Genomic DNA, 14,699 nt, shown 5'->3' with positions numbered 1-14,699 from the left:
ACATTAGAGTATTTTGTTATTTGATGTACTGAAAAAAGCCATAATTAATCCTGTGATCACCAATACCAATTTTATCAGAGAGGCATAAAAAAATCCCAAAGATTCTATGGGCTGCAGGATTTGCAGTTGAATTCCTACCAGACTGAGGATCAGCGAAAGCAGACCAATTACAAAAAGCAGAAACCCGCCGACCAGCATCCATGATTGTCTATTGGTATTCATTATTTAATTTGAAATCGTTTGTATTATTAACGCAATTTCGATGGAATTTCGTTCATTGCACTATGATTCGGGACATAAAATTGGTCGAATGCCCCAGAGATGCCATGCAAGGCTTGAAAACATTCGTACCTACCGAACTTAAAATTAAGTATTTACAAAAACTGCTTGAGGTACAATTTGATACACTTGATTTCGGAAGTTTTGTTTCGCCGAAAGCCATTCCCCAGATGCAAGACACTCCGGAAATTGTCAACCAACTGGATTTAACATCAAGTTCTACTAAACTTCTTGCGATTGTCGCCAATTTGAGAGGAGCTGTGGCTGCCTGTAGTTTTGAACAAATTCGATTGGTCGGCTATCCATTCTCGATTTCTCCGACCTTTCAAATGAGAAATACCAATGCGAATCTATCCGAGTCGTCTGAGCAATTAAAAGTCATCCTGGATCAATGTTTGTCAAATGACAAGGAACTGCTGGTTTATCTGTCCATGGCATTCGGAAATCCATATGGGGATTCCTGGAATGCTGACATCGCTTTGGAGTGGACGGAGTATCTGAAATCTTTAGGAGTAAACAAAATAGCCTTATCGGATACCATTGGAGTTGCCAATCCGGAAAGTATCCGGTATTTATTCTCCAATTTAATTCCCAAATATCCTGAAATCGAATTCGGGGCTCATTTCCATACGCGTCCCGACTCATACGAGGAAAAACTTGAAGCAGCCTATGCTTCCGGTTGCCGAAAGTTTGATGGAGCCATAAAAGGATTTGGTGGTTGCCCCATGGCCAAGGATGATTTAACGGGTAATATGCCAACTGAAAAAATGATTTCATTTTTTCAATCGAGAAATATTAATTGCGGAATTGATTTGAATAAATTTCATGAAGCTTTGACTTACTCAAGTTACATATTTGAAACGGAACCTAAATAGTTATGCATACCATTCATGAAATTACATATTTAAGTCCCGAATACGACGAAGAAATAAAATTAAGGGACAGGGTACTCAGGGAACCTCTAAATATGCAGTTTAGTGAAGCTCAACTGGAAGCCGAATTTGACCAGATCCACCTGGGTGCTTTTGATTCATGCAACAGACTCCGCGGATGCCTCGTTCTCAAAAAATCGGATGACTCGATACTTCAAATGAGGCAGGTTGCAGTTGATCCTGATTTTCAAAATCAAGGAATCGGAGCGATGCTGGTTCACGCTGCTGAAGCGTGGGCTGTACAAAATGGTTATCGCAGAATAATGTTACATGCCCGCGATGTAGCCAAAAGATTTTATGAAAAGTTAGAATACCATGTGGAGGGCGATTCTTTTATTGAGATAAACATCGAGCATTTCCAGATGTACAAGGATTTCGATAGGGAATAGCGATTTTAAATACTTAAGTAACTCATCAAGACCTTATACCATGAAAAAAATTGATTCCCTGCTGCATACTTACGGAGAAAGTCACCAAAATCACATAAACAAAACAATCCATTGGATCTGTATTCCAGCGATCATGTTTAGTTTGGTGGGATTGATAATACAAATACCTTTTCCATTTCAATTGTCACCATGGATCAACTGGGCAAGTTTACTTTTGATTTTTGCGCTGATTTATTATTTCAGATTATCATTTACTTTGTTTATTGGGTTTGCAATAATTAGTTTTTTATTGCTCTTGGGAAATTTAAAATTAGCAGAATACAGTCAAACCATTGGTATTCACCCTGCATTATTGTCATTGGGTATTTTTGTGATTGCCTGGATTGGTCAATTTATAGGCCATCATATAGAAGGAAAAAAACCTTCATTTTTACAGGATATTCAGTTTCTGCTTATCGGTCCAGCCTGGCTGCTTCACTTTATTTACATAAAAATAAAGTTACCCTACTGAAGCCCTATAAATGGATTACTTCCCCATATGCTGCAGCTGTGGCTTCCATAACGGCTTCAGACATGGTAGGATGTGGATGAATGCTTTTTAGAATTTCATGCCCGGTTGTTTCCAGTTTTCTGGCGAGGACAATTTCAGCGATCATTTCAGTTACATTCATTCCTATGAAATGAGCGCCAAGCAACTCTCCGTACTTTTTGTCGAATATCACTTTTACAAATCCTTCTTTAGCACCCGCTGCACTGGCTTTTCCTGAAGCGGAAAAAGGAAATTTACCGATCAGCAATTCGTAGCCTGCAGCTTTAGCCGCGGCTTCTGTATAACCTACTGAAGCAATTTCAGGGCTGCAATAGGTACACCCCGGTATGTTGTTGTAGTCGATGGGTTCGGAATGTAAACCACAAATTCTTTCCACACAATGGATTCCTTCAGCACTGGCCACGTGTGCTAAAGCCGGACCCGGAATGATATCGCCAATTGCGTAAATTCCGGGAACGTTTGTCTTGCAATCTTTATCGACCAAGATAAATCCTCTATCTGTTTTAATACCCAATCCCTCCAGTCCTAAATTTTCGGTATTCGGGGTGATTCCGGTTGCAGACAGAACGACATCACATTCTATTTGCGTCAGCTTACCATCGGCTCTGCTTTTTAATTGAACTTGCAAACCGGTTTTGCCTTTTTGAACGGATTCGACGCTTGTATTGGCATAAGTGTTGATGCCTTTTTTCTTAAATATTTTTGTGAGTTCCTTTGAAATATCTGCATCTTCTCGAGGCACCAATCCCTGCTCTAAAAATTCAACAATGTGGACTTCCGTTCCCAGAGCATTGTAAAAATATGCAAACTCAACGCCAATGGCTCCTGCTCCAACTATGAGCATCTTTGCAGGTAAAATTTCGAGCGTCATGGCTTTTCTATAATCGATAATTTGTTTGCCGTCTATGGGAATATTATCGAGTTGTTTTGCCCTTCCGCCTGTGGCGAGAATGATGTGGTCTGCTTTGAATTCTTCTTTTTTACCGTCTGCGGTAGTCACCACTACGGATTTGTTTTTAGCCAGTTGCGCCGTACCATTGATAACCTGAATTTTATTTTTTTTCATCAGGAACTGTACACCTTTGCTCATGCCATCTGCAACTGACCTGCTGCGGCTAATGATCGATGTGAAATTTGCTTTCGTATTTTTAGTTTCTATTCCATAATCACCAGCATGTAGAAGGTATTCAAATACCTGAGCACTTTTCAACAAGGCTTTGGTTGGAATGCAGCCCCAGTTCAGGCATATCCCTCCGAGTGATTCGCGTTCAATAATGGCTACTTTTTTTCCGAGTTGAGCGGCTCTGATTGCTGCTACATAGCCTCCCGGTCCAGCTCCAATAACAATAATATCGTATTGCATGTATTTTCTTTAAGCTCAAAATTAAGCCGATATAGATAATTGGCATATAATTGAGACAGATAATTGTGAAGTATCTTTGCCACAAGATCATGAAAAGAATAGCAGTTTTTCCCGGCTCATTTGATCCCATTACCCGAGGGCATACTGATGTGGTCATGAGAGCAGTTCATCTGTTTGACCATATTTATATTGCTGTTGGGATCAATTCGCAAAAGAAAGTTTTATTTTCTGCTGAAAAAAGAATTTTATGGCTGGAAGAAATTTTTAAAGATTATCCCACGGTCAGTGTGCGACAGTTCGAGGGTCTCACCGCCAATTTCTGCAATGAAATCGGTGCTGGCTACATTTTGCGAGGTATCCGAAATGCTACTGATTTTGATTATGAAAAAACCATCAGCCAGATCAACCATACACTGCAAAATAAGCTCGAAACAGTTTTTCTGATTTCAAGACCAGAACTCAGTCATATCAGTAGTACCATTGTTCGGGAACTTATCACCGCTAAAGCAGATGTCAGTGCATTGGTTCCTTTAGAAATTATAAATCAGCTCTACGAATAGTACCATTATGAATAATCAACTTGTAAAAATCCCAATCGCCAAAAACGAACCTGTTTTGAATTATGCCCCCGGTTCGACTGAAAAACAATCTCTAAAATCAGCCTTGAAGGAATTGAAGCAGGAGGTTAAAGAGATTTGTATGGTCATCGGTGGCAAGCAGATTAAAAGCGATCTTACGAAAGATATTTTTGCGCCGCATGAAAAAAATCATCGACTGGCCTTTTACCATCGGGGAAACGAGTCACATGTTCAAGATGCCATCAGTGCAGCATTAAAGGCAAAGCCGGAATGGGAAAATATGGCGTGGGAAACGAGAGCTGCAATTTTTTTAAAGGCGGCTGATCTGATTGCCGGTAAATACCGGGCATTGACCAATGCGATGACGATGCTGGGCCAGTCCAAAAATATTTACCAGTCCGAAATTGATGCCGTATGCGAATTCTGTGATTTTTTAAGATATAACGTAAAGTTTCTCACTGAAATTTATAGCCAGCAACCGGATTCTTCCCCCCTTGTTTGGAACCAAATGGAGTATCGCCCGCTCGAAGGATTCATATTTGCTTTAACGCCATTTAATTTTACTTCGATTGCCGGAAATCTTCCTTGTGCTCCTGCATTGATGGGCAATGTTGTGGTATGGAAACCTGCAGAAACACAAATTTATTCTGCATCTCTGATTATGAAAATCCTGGAAGAAGCTGGATTGCCAAAGGGCGTAATCAATCTTGTTTTTGTCGACGGTCCTACTGCAGGGAAAGTTATCCTCGGACACGAACTTTTCGCCGGACTACATTTTACGGGTTCAACAGGAGTGTTTAAATCGATTTGGCAGAAAGTGGCTTCGAATTTAGACCTATACAGGTCTTTTCCCCGATTGGTTGGTGAAACCGGTGGGAAAGACTTTGTGATGGTTCATGCCTCTGCTTTACCAAAAGTAGTTGCTGTGGCGTTATCAAGGGGAGCTTTTGAATTTCAGGGCCAAAAATGCAGCGCCGCAAGCAGGGCCTACATTCCTGAAAGTTTATGGCCTGAGGTTAAAAATTATTTACTCCAAGACCTGGGGAAAATGAAAATGGGAAGTCCGGAAGATTTTACCAATTTTATCAACGCAGTTATCGATGAAAAATCATTTACAAAAATTAAAAACTACATAGATCAGGCTAAATCCGATCCTCAAGTAGAAATTATAAGCGGAGGAACCTGCAATAGCGAAGTAGGGTATTTTATCGAACCTACGGTTATACTCACAAAAAATCCACATAGCCTTACGATGTGCGAAGAAATATTCGGCCCTGTTTTAAGTATTTATGTTTATCCGGTTAGTGAATTTGAACAAACCCTGGAATTGGTCGATCAAACTTCCCCGTATGCCTTGACTGGTGCCATTCTTGCTCAAGATCGAAACGCCATTGAGCTTGCCGCACATAAATTGAAAAACGCTGCAGGAAATTTTTACATCAACGACAAGCCTACGGGTGCTGTAGTCGGACAACAACCTTTTGGTGGAGCCAGGGCTTCCGGCACCAATGATAAAGCAGGATCAGCGCTTAATCTTTTGCGTTGGGTATCACCGCGCGCTGTAAAGGAAAATTTTGCACCTCCAACCGATTTTCAATATCCATTTATGGATGAAGCCTAATGATTAAAATATAAATTTTAATGTAATCCCGGCAAGCAATCCAGCGAGTGCACCGTAATAATGAGCATCGTGGTCGATCATGTCGTCATAGCGGCCCGAAGCCCATTTAGAAAAATACAGGTACAATATTCCGAAGAGAAATGCAGGAATCGGCACCAGACCCAGAATAAAAAGGAGGTTGGTCGGAAAATAAAGAATATAGATAAATAAAATTCCTGAAATCACACCAGAAGCCCCAACGCTTGCATACCTTCTGTTGTTTTGATGTTTAATATAAGTCGGGATACCCGACAATATTAAAATCATAAAATAGGTTAAAAGGAAAAATACGCCTCCCGTTAGAAATCCAAACCTTCCCTTAAATATGGCCTCTACTGTTCCTCCAAACTGATACAATACAAACAAATTCAGAAACAGGTGCATCAGATTGGCATGCATAAATCCAGACAATAGCCAGCGATAGTAGCTTTTATCCTGCTTTTCCAGATACGGATAATGTTTGCATGCATCCATGATTTTTGGATTGGCACTGGTTATAAAATACAAGGCGACATTCGCAAGTATGAGCGATAAAGTCATTAAGGTATTCCCGTCAATCATTGTGATAAGATTGGTTTGCTAAAATGGTATAGGCCCGATACAATTGTTCAAGAAGGATAATTCTGACCAGTTGGTGCGAAAATGTCAACGGTGATAAGGAGATCAGTTCATCCGCATCTTTTTTAAAATTTTCTGAAAATCCGAAAGCGCCACCAATGATAAAAGATAAGTCCAGTCTGACATGAGACCGCTTGTGATCAAGCCAAGTTGCAAATTGCCGACTCGAAAAATTCTTTCCATTTTCATCCAAAAGAATGCGATATGTCTTTTTAGAATCGAGTTGTTTTCTCAGAATTTTCTCTTCCTCCGCAATTAGCCTGCCGCCTTCCTCGATACCTTTTACAGTTTTGAGTTGAACTAAGCTCAGGTCTGTAAATTTCTGAATGCGCAATGCATATTGATCGACAAGCATTTTTACAGCTTCAGGTTTAGATGGGCCAATCCAGATGATTTCCATGATCAGGGAACATTGCTAAACATGACAGCCTGATAGGGGCCTAATTTATATTCTGTATCTGCCATATAGTTGACCGGTATTTTATTAAACAAGTCGTATGATCCCGAATAGCTCTTTTGAAGTTTAAATGATGAAATGGTATCTGTAAAATTAAAGACACCTACACAGTAATAATTTTTAGAAATTCGTTCTAAAGCAATAATGTCTGAAGGGTAGGAGACTATGGATATTTGATAATCCGATGCCTGAGTGCGCATTGCAGGATTGTTGACTTTCTGATAATTCAAACTGCGGAAAAGATCTTCATGAAACCTGTATTTTCTTTGCAAAGATTGATTATCGAAAGCATTGATTGCAGATATTAATCCAAATTCCTGTCCGTTCAAAAACCAGGGTATGCCGGGTATCATATAAGTGAACATGATGTAATATTTATAAGCATTTGGAAAAAGCGTATAATCGGTTCCGATATTCAGGTTGGTTTCATAATCGATAAATGCATTAAAGTGCATTGCTGCCTCAGTTGAATCCAATAATCCTGTCAATAATCCGGGAACAAATTCTTTTTCGTATGTACCCCTAAAAAAGTCCAATAACATTTTGTTTTTAATTGCTGCGTTCCTTCTGATTTGCTTTGTTTGTGTATAAAACAGGAATTGATCTGAGTTCAGGCTTTTGGACAAGTCAAGATAAAAATTTGGCGATTGCGCTAATTGTCCATAAAGGACAAATCCATCGAAAGGATACTTGTGTGCGAATGTTTTTAATGTTTTTCTATGAAAGGTTTCTATCTCTTCAACACCAGATTTTAGTTTAACAAAGTCTTTGTTAAATTTGTTATCCACCAATCTCTCAAAACTCTGGTAAAAGTTCGGATGTGTTGCTTTTAAAATATGATGAGGTCCGGTTTCTTCAATATTCCATTGCATTAAAATACGCAAGCCCAATTCGTGTGCTTTGTTTATCAAATTTAGGAGGTCTTCTTCAGATCCCAGAGAAGGTTCTAGCTTTAAATAATCCTGAATAGCAAACTGACTGGATGGATTGAAAGGATTATTAGCCTGGTCGCGAACCTGAACGGGATGTAATACGAGTGTATTAAAAAACAAATTCCGTACACGCTCCAGATCATCTGTTATGCCTCGAAATCCCCCCGTGTTTAAATATTGATAAGGTGTAACTTCATAAACAACCATACGGTCTGTCCATGAAGGCCATTTTTCATTTTGGTTTTGATCACTGCAATTGAAAAACAGAATGCAACAAAAAACCAGGATGGTTAAGAATATTAATGAAGATTTGAAATTCATTCAACAGGGTATTCGTGTAAATTTTTGAAAAGCTTGTGTTCTTTTGAGTAATGCGCCATCAGGTGCGAAGTAATTTGTTTGATTCTCCTGGTAGCTTTAGGTCCAATATTATTGAGTTTAAAGTTAGTCAGGTAAATGCCATAAGATTTAATAAGCCTGGTCTTGGCCTGAGCGGGAAGATTGGCATCGTATTTCATAATGAGATCAATGGATTCCTGCGCCATAAGCTTGTCAGTCAGGGATTGATACTGTTGGCTATAAAACAATAACTCCAATTCGATTTCCAGAGATTCTTCAATAGGTAATTGTGCTTTTTCAAGCATCTGTTGTGCGATGTCATAAAGCTTGTCAACGCTGCCTTCAGAAGAAAAATACTGAGTAAGCAGATTCTGGTTTTTTGATACCAGGTATAATTGAATAAACAATTGCTTGTCCTCAAGAGAAGACATTTGAATATGCATGGCATTCAGATATGTTGCTGCCAGTATTTGGAGATCCCGGTTCAGATTGGGAAGAATATAACGCAAAAGTTCTAAATAAAAACTTTGTTCCAATTGCTTGTTTCGGGTTCCCAGAAAATTTAAAATATTCGGAAATGCATTTTTTCTTGCAAAGACGGGACTTTTCAAGAATTTCAGAAAACCTAAAGCATCCGTTTGATAATATACATCCCAGGTATAGAAAGCAAAAGGATGGTGAATGGATTCCAAGCATTTATTCTGTAAACTTGCCACTAATTCTTTCTCGATACTTTTATTTTTAATTCGATTTCGAATGGAATTAAATAAGTTGCATTCTTTATGGGCAGGATAATAAGCATCGGATTTGGAAAACTCGATTAAATGCCGCAAAAACGAATTCAATGCCTGAGGAGCAATAATTGCGGTTAAGATCTGGTTTAAGGCATCTGTATATTTTATAATAGCCTGATGAAATTTTTGGGTATTAATGACTTTTCTGGTTTGAATTTGGGTATAAAGAAGTTGGATGGCTGCTATCATGATTGAGCAGGCTCTGTTTACTTCAGATAAGGAGTAGAAGCGGAGACTGGTGTTATACAGATCGTTTGATAATTGAAGTAAATTTTTCTCTCTGCTGACCTGATTTTTATGAAGGTCATTGAGAAAAACTGAAAAATTCTGGCAAGCCTGAAACATGGAGTGTATGTCCATTTCTCTGCATGTTCCCATCGCATGCAGCAATTCAACCCATTTTTGTGCTTTGGGATTATTCCGCATTAAGGCTTTGAGATAGAAGCGAAGTTCCTCTGCTGACAGTTTTTGCAGATCGTTTTCTTTAAATTCGGAGAATTCATTTGCCGGCCCTGCAGAACGCCTGTAAATTTTTAACAAATGCCAATAAACGATGATCTGGCTATGCTTGCAAAGGCGTTTGCTGCCACGAAAACCGCAAGCACAAACTACCTGCTTGAGACTTTTCTGATTGTATTTTATTTCACAGTCGGTAAGCATTCCATCGTAACGCAAACAATAATTCCAACTGTTCTTTGAAGTTTGATTTGCTTTGATCAGTGCACCGCTGTCTATTAACTGTTGCATATGAAACAGCTCTGATTCAGTGAACAAATGTTCAAATTCATCGAAATTTATGCTCCGCATTGAAGAATGCATAATTCTTTAATCTTAAACCTGCAAAAGTATTACTTTTACAGAGAATAAAATGGTTTCTGTTGAAAAATGTCTTATTCATACGCCATGCAAAATCTTCCTGGGATGATCCGTCGCTTACAGATTTAGAAAGGCCTTTAAACACCAGGGGATTGCACGATGCGCCCAAAATGGCAAAATATGTGAAAGAAAATTTTGAATTATCACCCGTTGCCATCGTTTCAAGTATTGCCAAACGAGCCCGGCAGACCGCTAAATATTTTGCCAGAGAGTTTCAAATTGAAAAGGAGCAAATATGCCTTGACGAACAACTGTACTTTGGTAATGCAAACGATTATCTCCATGTACTTCGTAACATTCCCGAATCAATTACTTCTTGTTTGATTTTCGGCCATAATCCCATTATTGAACATCTGGCTTCTATGTTAGCCAATCCCTATAACGGTCCGGCACCTACTTGTTCTGTTTTTGTCTGTGAAGCCCCAAAAAAGGAATGGAAAGATTTACAAGCCAGGGACATACAAATTATAAAGCATCTCTACCCAAAAATGATTAATGAATGAGAGTCGCGTTGTCTGTAACACTTAGTTTACTCATGGCAAATTGTTCGCCGTCATCTGAACCATCGGTTGAAATGCAGACTTATCCCAAAGAGCTTGAATCCTATTTAATGGAGACCTTTTTCTTTTATGAATTGCTGCGCAACCAACCTTCTTATATGAAGGACAGTCTTTATGCTCTGGCTGCACAGGAATTGCAGCAGAAATACAAGTTTAAATCGGAGGATTTAAATTTAATTATAGGAGAGCTGTCGCCTTCCTCAGTCCTTTATGCTCAAATGTTAGATTCCATCAAGATGAATTTAAAAACCGAATAATCCGAATGAATTAATAATTTCGTAATACGAACTATAAAACCAGCTGCTATAGATGTTGTTGTGTTCAATAAAAAAAGATGCATTACAAATTACTTATTGTTGATGACGAACCGGATATCCTTGAAATTCTCTCTTTTAACCTAAAAAAGGAAGGATTTGAAGTCGTGACTGCTTCCAATGGCAAAATTGCCTTGGAGCGGTTGGATTCATACAGTCCAGACCTCATTCTACTCGATATCATGATGCCTGTAATGGATGGACTGCAAACTTGTGGAGAAATCAGAAAACAATCTCGCTTCGATAACATCAGCATCTTGTTTCTGACTGCAAAAGGAGATGAAGAAACACATATCAAAGCCCTGGACCTTGGAGGAGACGATTTTGTCAGCAAACCTGTGGCCATTAAAATTCTCATAAGCAGGATCAGAGCTCTGATCCGGAGAAAAATAAAACCTCTGACCAATGAAGGCCAAAATGAAATAATCGAATTTGAAGAACTCAGCATCAATCCTTTAAAAATGGAAGTGCGGTTTCACGACCGGAAACCAGAATTTGCCAGAAAAGAATTTTTGTTGCTTTACCTCCTGGCATCCAGCCCTGGTAAAGTGTTCAAACGCGATGAAATTCTCGATAAAATCTGGGGTAAAGATATTATCGTTGGCGACAGAACGATCGACGTCCATATTCGTAAATTGAGGGAAAAACTCGACGATTCATTCATTAAGACCATAAAAGGAGTTGGCTATAAATTTGAGATCTGATTTCCTTAAAAATATTTCGGCAAGCAAACTTTCGTTGCTGATCCTTTCCTGTCTGGCGGGCATAGTTATTGTTGTGTTTGGAATCGGTGCGATTCTCTGGCCTGGCAAAATTCATTTTCCGGTGATTGTATTGGTTATCGGTTCATTGACATGTATCGGGTTTTTTATTTTGAGATTTTTCATTAATAAGTTTTTATACCGCAGGATCAAACTCATTTACAAAATTATCAGCGGTACAAAATTATCTGATGAAATTTTGAAGGAAGGCAAGCTAAATGATCTATCAGATCTCGAACAAGCAGAGCTTGCTGCACAAAGATGGATCAATAAGAAAAATACGGAAATTGATCACATTAAACAGATGGAGCTATTCAGGAAAGAATATATAGGAAATGTTTCTCATGAGCTTAAAACTCCGGTGTTCAACATTCAAGCATATTTGCAGACGATAATGGATCAGGACTTGTTCATTGACGAGCAAGCCAAGACTTTTCTTGAAAAAGCTCTTAAAAATACTTTCCGGTTGAAGGAGGTTATAGAGGATTTGTCAATAGTAGACAGACTTGAAGCCGGTACGCATATACTCGATGTTCAAAAATTTAATGTAAAATCGTTGGCAGAGGAAGTTTTTGAAGAACAAACTGGGCTTGCCGACCAAAAACAAATAAAACTAATTTTCAAGGAGGGTGCCGATAATAACAACTTTGTGCTTGCTGATCGCGAATACATCCGTATTGTATTGAGCAACCTGGTCAATAATGCAATTAAATATGGGAAATTTAACGGGTATGTAAAAATTTCATTCTATCGCCTGGATGAAAATATCCTGGTTGAAGTCAGCGACAATGGAATTGGCATTCCGGAAGATCAACTTAGTCATGTATTTGACCGGTTTTACAGAGTAGACAAAAGCAGGTCAAGAGACCAGGGTGGTTCTGGTCTGGGTTTATCTATTGTGAAACACATCATTGAAGCTCACCATCAAAAACTCCATATACGAAGCAAAGACGGAGTTGGAACAACCATCGGATTTAATTTAGAACATACGGTTTGATCAGGATCGTCTGTCTTTGTTCAGGGCTGTTTGATTATCGATTTGATCTAAAATCGTAAGCAGGCCTTCCTTGTGTTTCATAAATTCAGGCAGGACGCTGGCAGGTAATGGCTCAGGAGATGGGAAGCTTAAGCGTCTATGATCCACTTGTCGGCCATTTTTCCAAAAACGGAAGCAAACGTGAGGGCCTGTAGCAAGACCTGTAGAACCCACATAACCAATGACCTGTCCCTGTGAAACATGTGTGCCTCTGCGAATGCCGGAAGCAAACCTGGACATATGAAGGTATTGGGTTTGATAACTATTATCGTGTTTGATTTTGACGTAATTTCCATTTCCACCCGTATAAGATGCTGCTTCAACCACGCCAGAGCCGACAGCCATGATTGGTGTTCCATGAGGTGCAGCATAGTCGGTTCCCAGGTGTGGTCGACTATATTTTAAAACCGGGTGAAGCCTTCTTGGATTGAAGCCGGATGTGACTCTGGAAAAGCGCAAGGGAGCTTTTAAAAAACGGCTTTTCATAGGTCTGCCCTGTAAATCGTAGTATCCTGTATTTTTATCCAGTTTGTATTTAAATGAATAATTGTCTTTTCCGGAGGCATTGAAATAAGCTGCAAGCAATTCGCCATCATCTGTCGGTTTGCCTTCGATATACAATCTGTTAAAAACCAATTTGAAAATGTCGCCTTTTTGAACATGATGAAAATCAACAGCGGATGCCAATGCGTCTTCCATTTGATCAATCAGGTTCAAAGAGATGTTTTCCTCTCCAAGGGCATGCCAGAGGGTGCGGTCGATAAAACCATAGGCAACTTCCTGTTGAAACGATTTTTCCTTTTCGACCAACTCTACGCAGTAGTCTCCGAATAACTGACAAACTAAGTATTTTGTATTGTTAATCTCATAACAAAAATAGTCCGGCCTCTTGCACAGATCAGAATGAATAAATGCTATTTTGTTGCCGGCAATAAATTTAGTAGTCGAGAAATTTTCCTGGATACTTTGAATAGCCTTCTTTATAGTAGCATCCTGTAGATTATTGGACTGGAATAGAGAACCCAAAGACTGTCCCGATAATATTTTACTTTGTTCAACGTGAAACATTCCTTCCCGGAAACCAAAATGGCTTATTTCAGATAAACTTTGACAATTTTCGTGTTGCTTAGTTTCATCATCCGAATAGTTTATTACTAAACTACTGATAATGAACGAATTGATAAAAAACAGCCCCCCCATCGCAAGCAGGAACAAAAGGACTCTCATATAACTTGTGTAAGTCATAGTCTCAGCTTGTTTGAATTTGAAAACGCTGCAAAGATACAAATTTCCCTTAAAGCGTTTGGTAATTTATATCGCTGAAAATGAGCTATTTATATGCAGTTTTTTCCAAAGAAACGATCGATTTTAAAGGAAAGTCCATTAACTTTGCACAAATTAAATGATTGAAGCAGGCTAAGATCCAGTCAATTTTCGATCCTGAACCTCGTGACCCACTAATCATGGGGATTGTAAATTTAGATCCCAAAAGCTTCTACAAATCGAGCATTTCAACAAGTCTGGACCAATGTTTATCGGACCTCGAAACTCAGATTAAACATGGTCTAGGTATTGTGGATATCGGAGCTTTTACCAGCCGGCCTGGGTCGCAGATTCCAGATCAACATGAAGAACTTAAGATGTTAATGCCTTATGTGGGAGAGATTTGCAAAGCTTTCCCCGATCTATTGGTTTCAATCGATACGGTACATGCAAAAACGGCAGAACGTTGTATAGCCTTAGGTGCAGAGATTATTAATGACATTAGTGGGGGTCAGCACGATCCGGCCATCATTGATTTGGTTGCCAAAAACCAAAAAATATTCATTGCCATGCATATGAAAGGAACCCCTGAGAACATGCAGTCTAAAGAAAATACCCAATACAGCAACATCATGTTGGAATTGCTTGAATATTTTGCGATCAGGATCTCCAAATTTCAGAATCAGGGACTTACGAGAATCATTATTGATCCGGGAATCGGATTTAGTAAAACATTAACGGACAATTATAAAATTTTAAGCAGCTTGTCTTTGTTTCAAATATTAGACGTACCGCTACTTATTGGTTTATCAAGAAAATCGATGTTCTGGAAACCCGAAGAAACAACGCCCGAAAATGTATTGCCGGCAACTATTGCAGCGAATACCCTAGCCCTTATGCAAGGATGTAGGATCATCCGGGTGCACGATGTGTGGGAACATGCACAGTGTGTTCGCGTTATAAGTAGTTATAGAGAAGCTCTGACTCAATCCTGATTA

17 protein-coding genes are annotated in these 14,699 nt (G+C 39.1%); 10 read left to right on the top strand and 7 right to left on the bottom strand.

All coding sequences use genetic code 11. The annotated features are described in order from the left end of the window. Window positions 1-3 precede the first annotated feature (3 nt). On the bottom strand, window positions 4-222 hold the full coding sequence (locus tag IPM34_08990; GenBank protein ID MBK8955679.1) for a hypothetical protein: 219 nt from the start codon (window positions 220-222) through the stop codon (window positions 4-6). 65 nt (window positions 223-287) lie between these two features. On the opposite strand from IPM34_08990, the gene IPM34_08985 reads away from it, so the two are divergent. The 3 genes from IPM34_08985 to IPM34_08975 are packed head-to-tail and all read left to right on the top strand — an operon-like array spanning window position 288 to window position 2,111. After that, entirely contained in the window at window positions 288-1,154 is an 867-nt protein-coding gene (locus IPM34_08985) for a hydroxymethylglutaryl-CoA lyase (protein ID MBK8955678.1), read from the top strand. A 2-nt stretch (window positions 1,155-1,156) separates the two neighbouring features. Then, window positions 1,157-1,600, top strand: a complete 444-nt coding sequence (locus tag IPM34_08980; GenBank protein MBK8955677.1) for a GNAT family N-acetyltransferase — start codon at window positions 1,157-1,159, stop codon at window positions 1,598-1,600. A gap of 40 nt (window positions 1,601-1,640) precedes the next feature. Then, complete coding sequence (locus IPM34_08975) at window positions 1,641-2,111, top strand: DUF962 domain-containing protein (protein ID MBK8955676.1); 471 nt, start codon at window positions 1,641-1,643, stop codon at window positions 2,109-2,111. A 4-nt stretch (window positions 2,112-2,115) separates the two neighbouring features. Here IPM34_08975 and lpdA read toward each other — a convergent pair whose 3' ends face one another. Then, window positions 2,116-3,513 (bottom strand): dihydrolipoyl dehydrogenase, encoded by a 1,398-nt coding sequence (gene lpdA / locus IPM34_08970; protein MBK8955675.1) that lies wholly within the window; start codon window positions 3,511-3,513, stop codon window positions 2,116-2,118. 89 nt (window positions 3,514-3,602) lie between these two features. On the opposite strand from lpdA, the gene coaD reads away from it, so the two are divergent. Then, complete coding sequence (gene coaD, locus IPM34_08965; GenBank protein ID MBK8955674.1) at window positions 3,603-4,073, top strand: pantetheine-phosphate adenylyltransferase; 471 nt, start codon at window positions 3,603-3,605, stop codon at window positions 4,071-4,073. A 7-nt stretch (window positions 4,074-4,080) separates the two neighbouring features. Further along, on the top strand, window positions 4,081-5,712 hold the full coding sequence (gene pruA, locus IPM34_08960) for an L-glutamate gamma-semialdehyde dehydrogenase (GenBank protein ID MBK8955673.1): 1,632 nt from the start codon (window positions 4,081-4,083) through the stop codon (window positions 5,710-5,712). Window positions 5,713-5,715: 3 nt separating this feature from the next. Here the strand turns inward: pruA and IPM34_08955 are convergent, their stop codons facing one another. Genes IPM34_08955 through IPM34_08940 form a run of 4 tightly spaced genes read right to left on the bottom strand, consistent with a single transcriptional unit; the run spans window position 5,716 to window position 9,638 of the window. Next, complete coding sequence (locus tag IPM34_08955; protein ID MBK8955672.1) at window positions 5,716-6,312, bottom strand: rhomboid family intramembrane serine protease; 597 nt, start codon at window positions 6,310-6,312, stop codon at window positions 5,716-5,718. Beyond that, window positions 6,305-6,769 (bottom strand): 23S rRNA (pseudouridine(1915)-N(3))-methyltransferase RlmH, encoded by a 465-nt coding sequence (locus tag IPM34_08950; protein MBK8955671.1) that lies wholly within the window; start codon window positions 6,767-6,769, stop codon window positions 6,305-6,307. The genes IPM34_08955 and IPM34_08950 overlap by 8 nt, the downstream gene beginning before the upstream one ends. Window positions 6,770-6,771: 2 nt before the next feature. Next, the gene (locus IPM34_08945; protein MBK8955670.1) at window positions 6,772-8,079 is read right to left on the bottom strand and encodes a hypothetical protein; all 1,308 of its coding nucleotides are present in this window, start codon (window positions 8,077-8,079) and stop codon (window positions 6,772-6,774) included. Next, window positions 8,076-9,638, bottom strand: a complete 1,563-nt coding sequence (locus IPM34_08940; protein ID MBK8955669.1) for a hypothetical protein — start codon at window positions 9,636-9,638, stop codon at window positions 8,076-8,078. Before IPM34_08940 ends, IPM34_08945 begins: the two co-directional genes overlap by 4 nt. Before the next feature lie 131 nt (window positions 9,639-9,769). On the opposite strand from IPM34_08940, the gene IPM34_08935 reads away from it, so the two are divergent. The 4 genes from IPM34_08935 to IPM34_08920 all read left to right on the top strand — a co-directional run bounded on the left by IPM34_08935 (window position 9,770) and on the right by IPM34_08920 (window position 12,399). Then, complete coding sequence (locus IPM34_08935; protein ID MBK8955668.1) at window positions 9,770-10,270, top strand: histidine phosphatase family protein; 501 nt, start codon at window positions 9,770-9,772, stop codon at window positions 10,268-10,270. After that, a complete protein-coding gene (locus IPM34_08930; protein ID MBK8955667.1) occupies window positions 10,267-10,584 on the top strand; it encodes a hypothetical protein in 318 nt (105 codons plus the stop codon). The genes IPM34_08935 and IPM34_08930 overlap by 4 nt, the downstream gene beginning before the upstream one ends. A 77-nt stretch (window positions 10,585-10,661) precedes the next feature. Further along, window positions 10,662-11,345, top strand: a complete 684-nt coding sequence (locus tag IPM34_08925; GenBank protein ID MBK8955666.1) for a response regulator transcription factor — start codon at window positions 10,662-10,664, stop codon at window positions 11,343-11,345. Further along, window positions 11,335-12,399: a sensor histidine kinase gene (locus tag IPM34_08920; GenBank protein MBK8955665.1), complete on the top strand. Its 1,065-nt coding sequence runs from the start codon at window positions 11,335-11,337 to the stop codon at window positions 12,397-12,399. The genes IPM34_08925 and IPM34_08920 overlap by 11 nt, the downstream gene beginning before the upstream one ends. Here IPM34_08920 and IPM34_08915 read toward each other — a convergent pair whose 3' ends face one another. Continuing rightward, entirely contained in the window at window positions 12,400-13,665 is a 1,266-nt protein-coding gene (locus IPM34_08915; protein ID MBK8955664.1) for a peptidoglycan DD-metalloendopeptidase family protein, read from the bottom strand. It abuts the gene before it with no gap. 179 nt (window positions 13,666-13,844) lie between these two features. Here IPM34_08915 and folP point away from each other — a divergent pair, with 179 nt between their 5' ends. Beyond that, on the top strand, window positions 13,845-14,696 hold the full coding sequence (folP, locus tag IPM34_08910; protein ID MBK8955663.1) for a dihydropteroate synthase: 852 nt from the start codon (window positions 13,845-13,847) through the stop codon (window positions 14,694-14,696). Window positions 14,697-14,699 lie beyond the last annotated feature (3 nt).

The sequence above is a fragment of the Saprospiraceae bacterium genome (assembly GCA_016716185.1).
In the GTDB taxonomy this organism is placed as follows: Bacteria; Bacteroidota; Bacteroidia; order Chitinophagales; family Saprospiraceae; genus Vicinibacter.
Note: the sequence above shows the minus strand (reverse complement) of the source record. Positions and strands in the feature narration are given on the sequence as shown.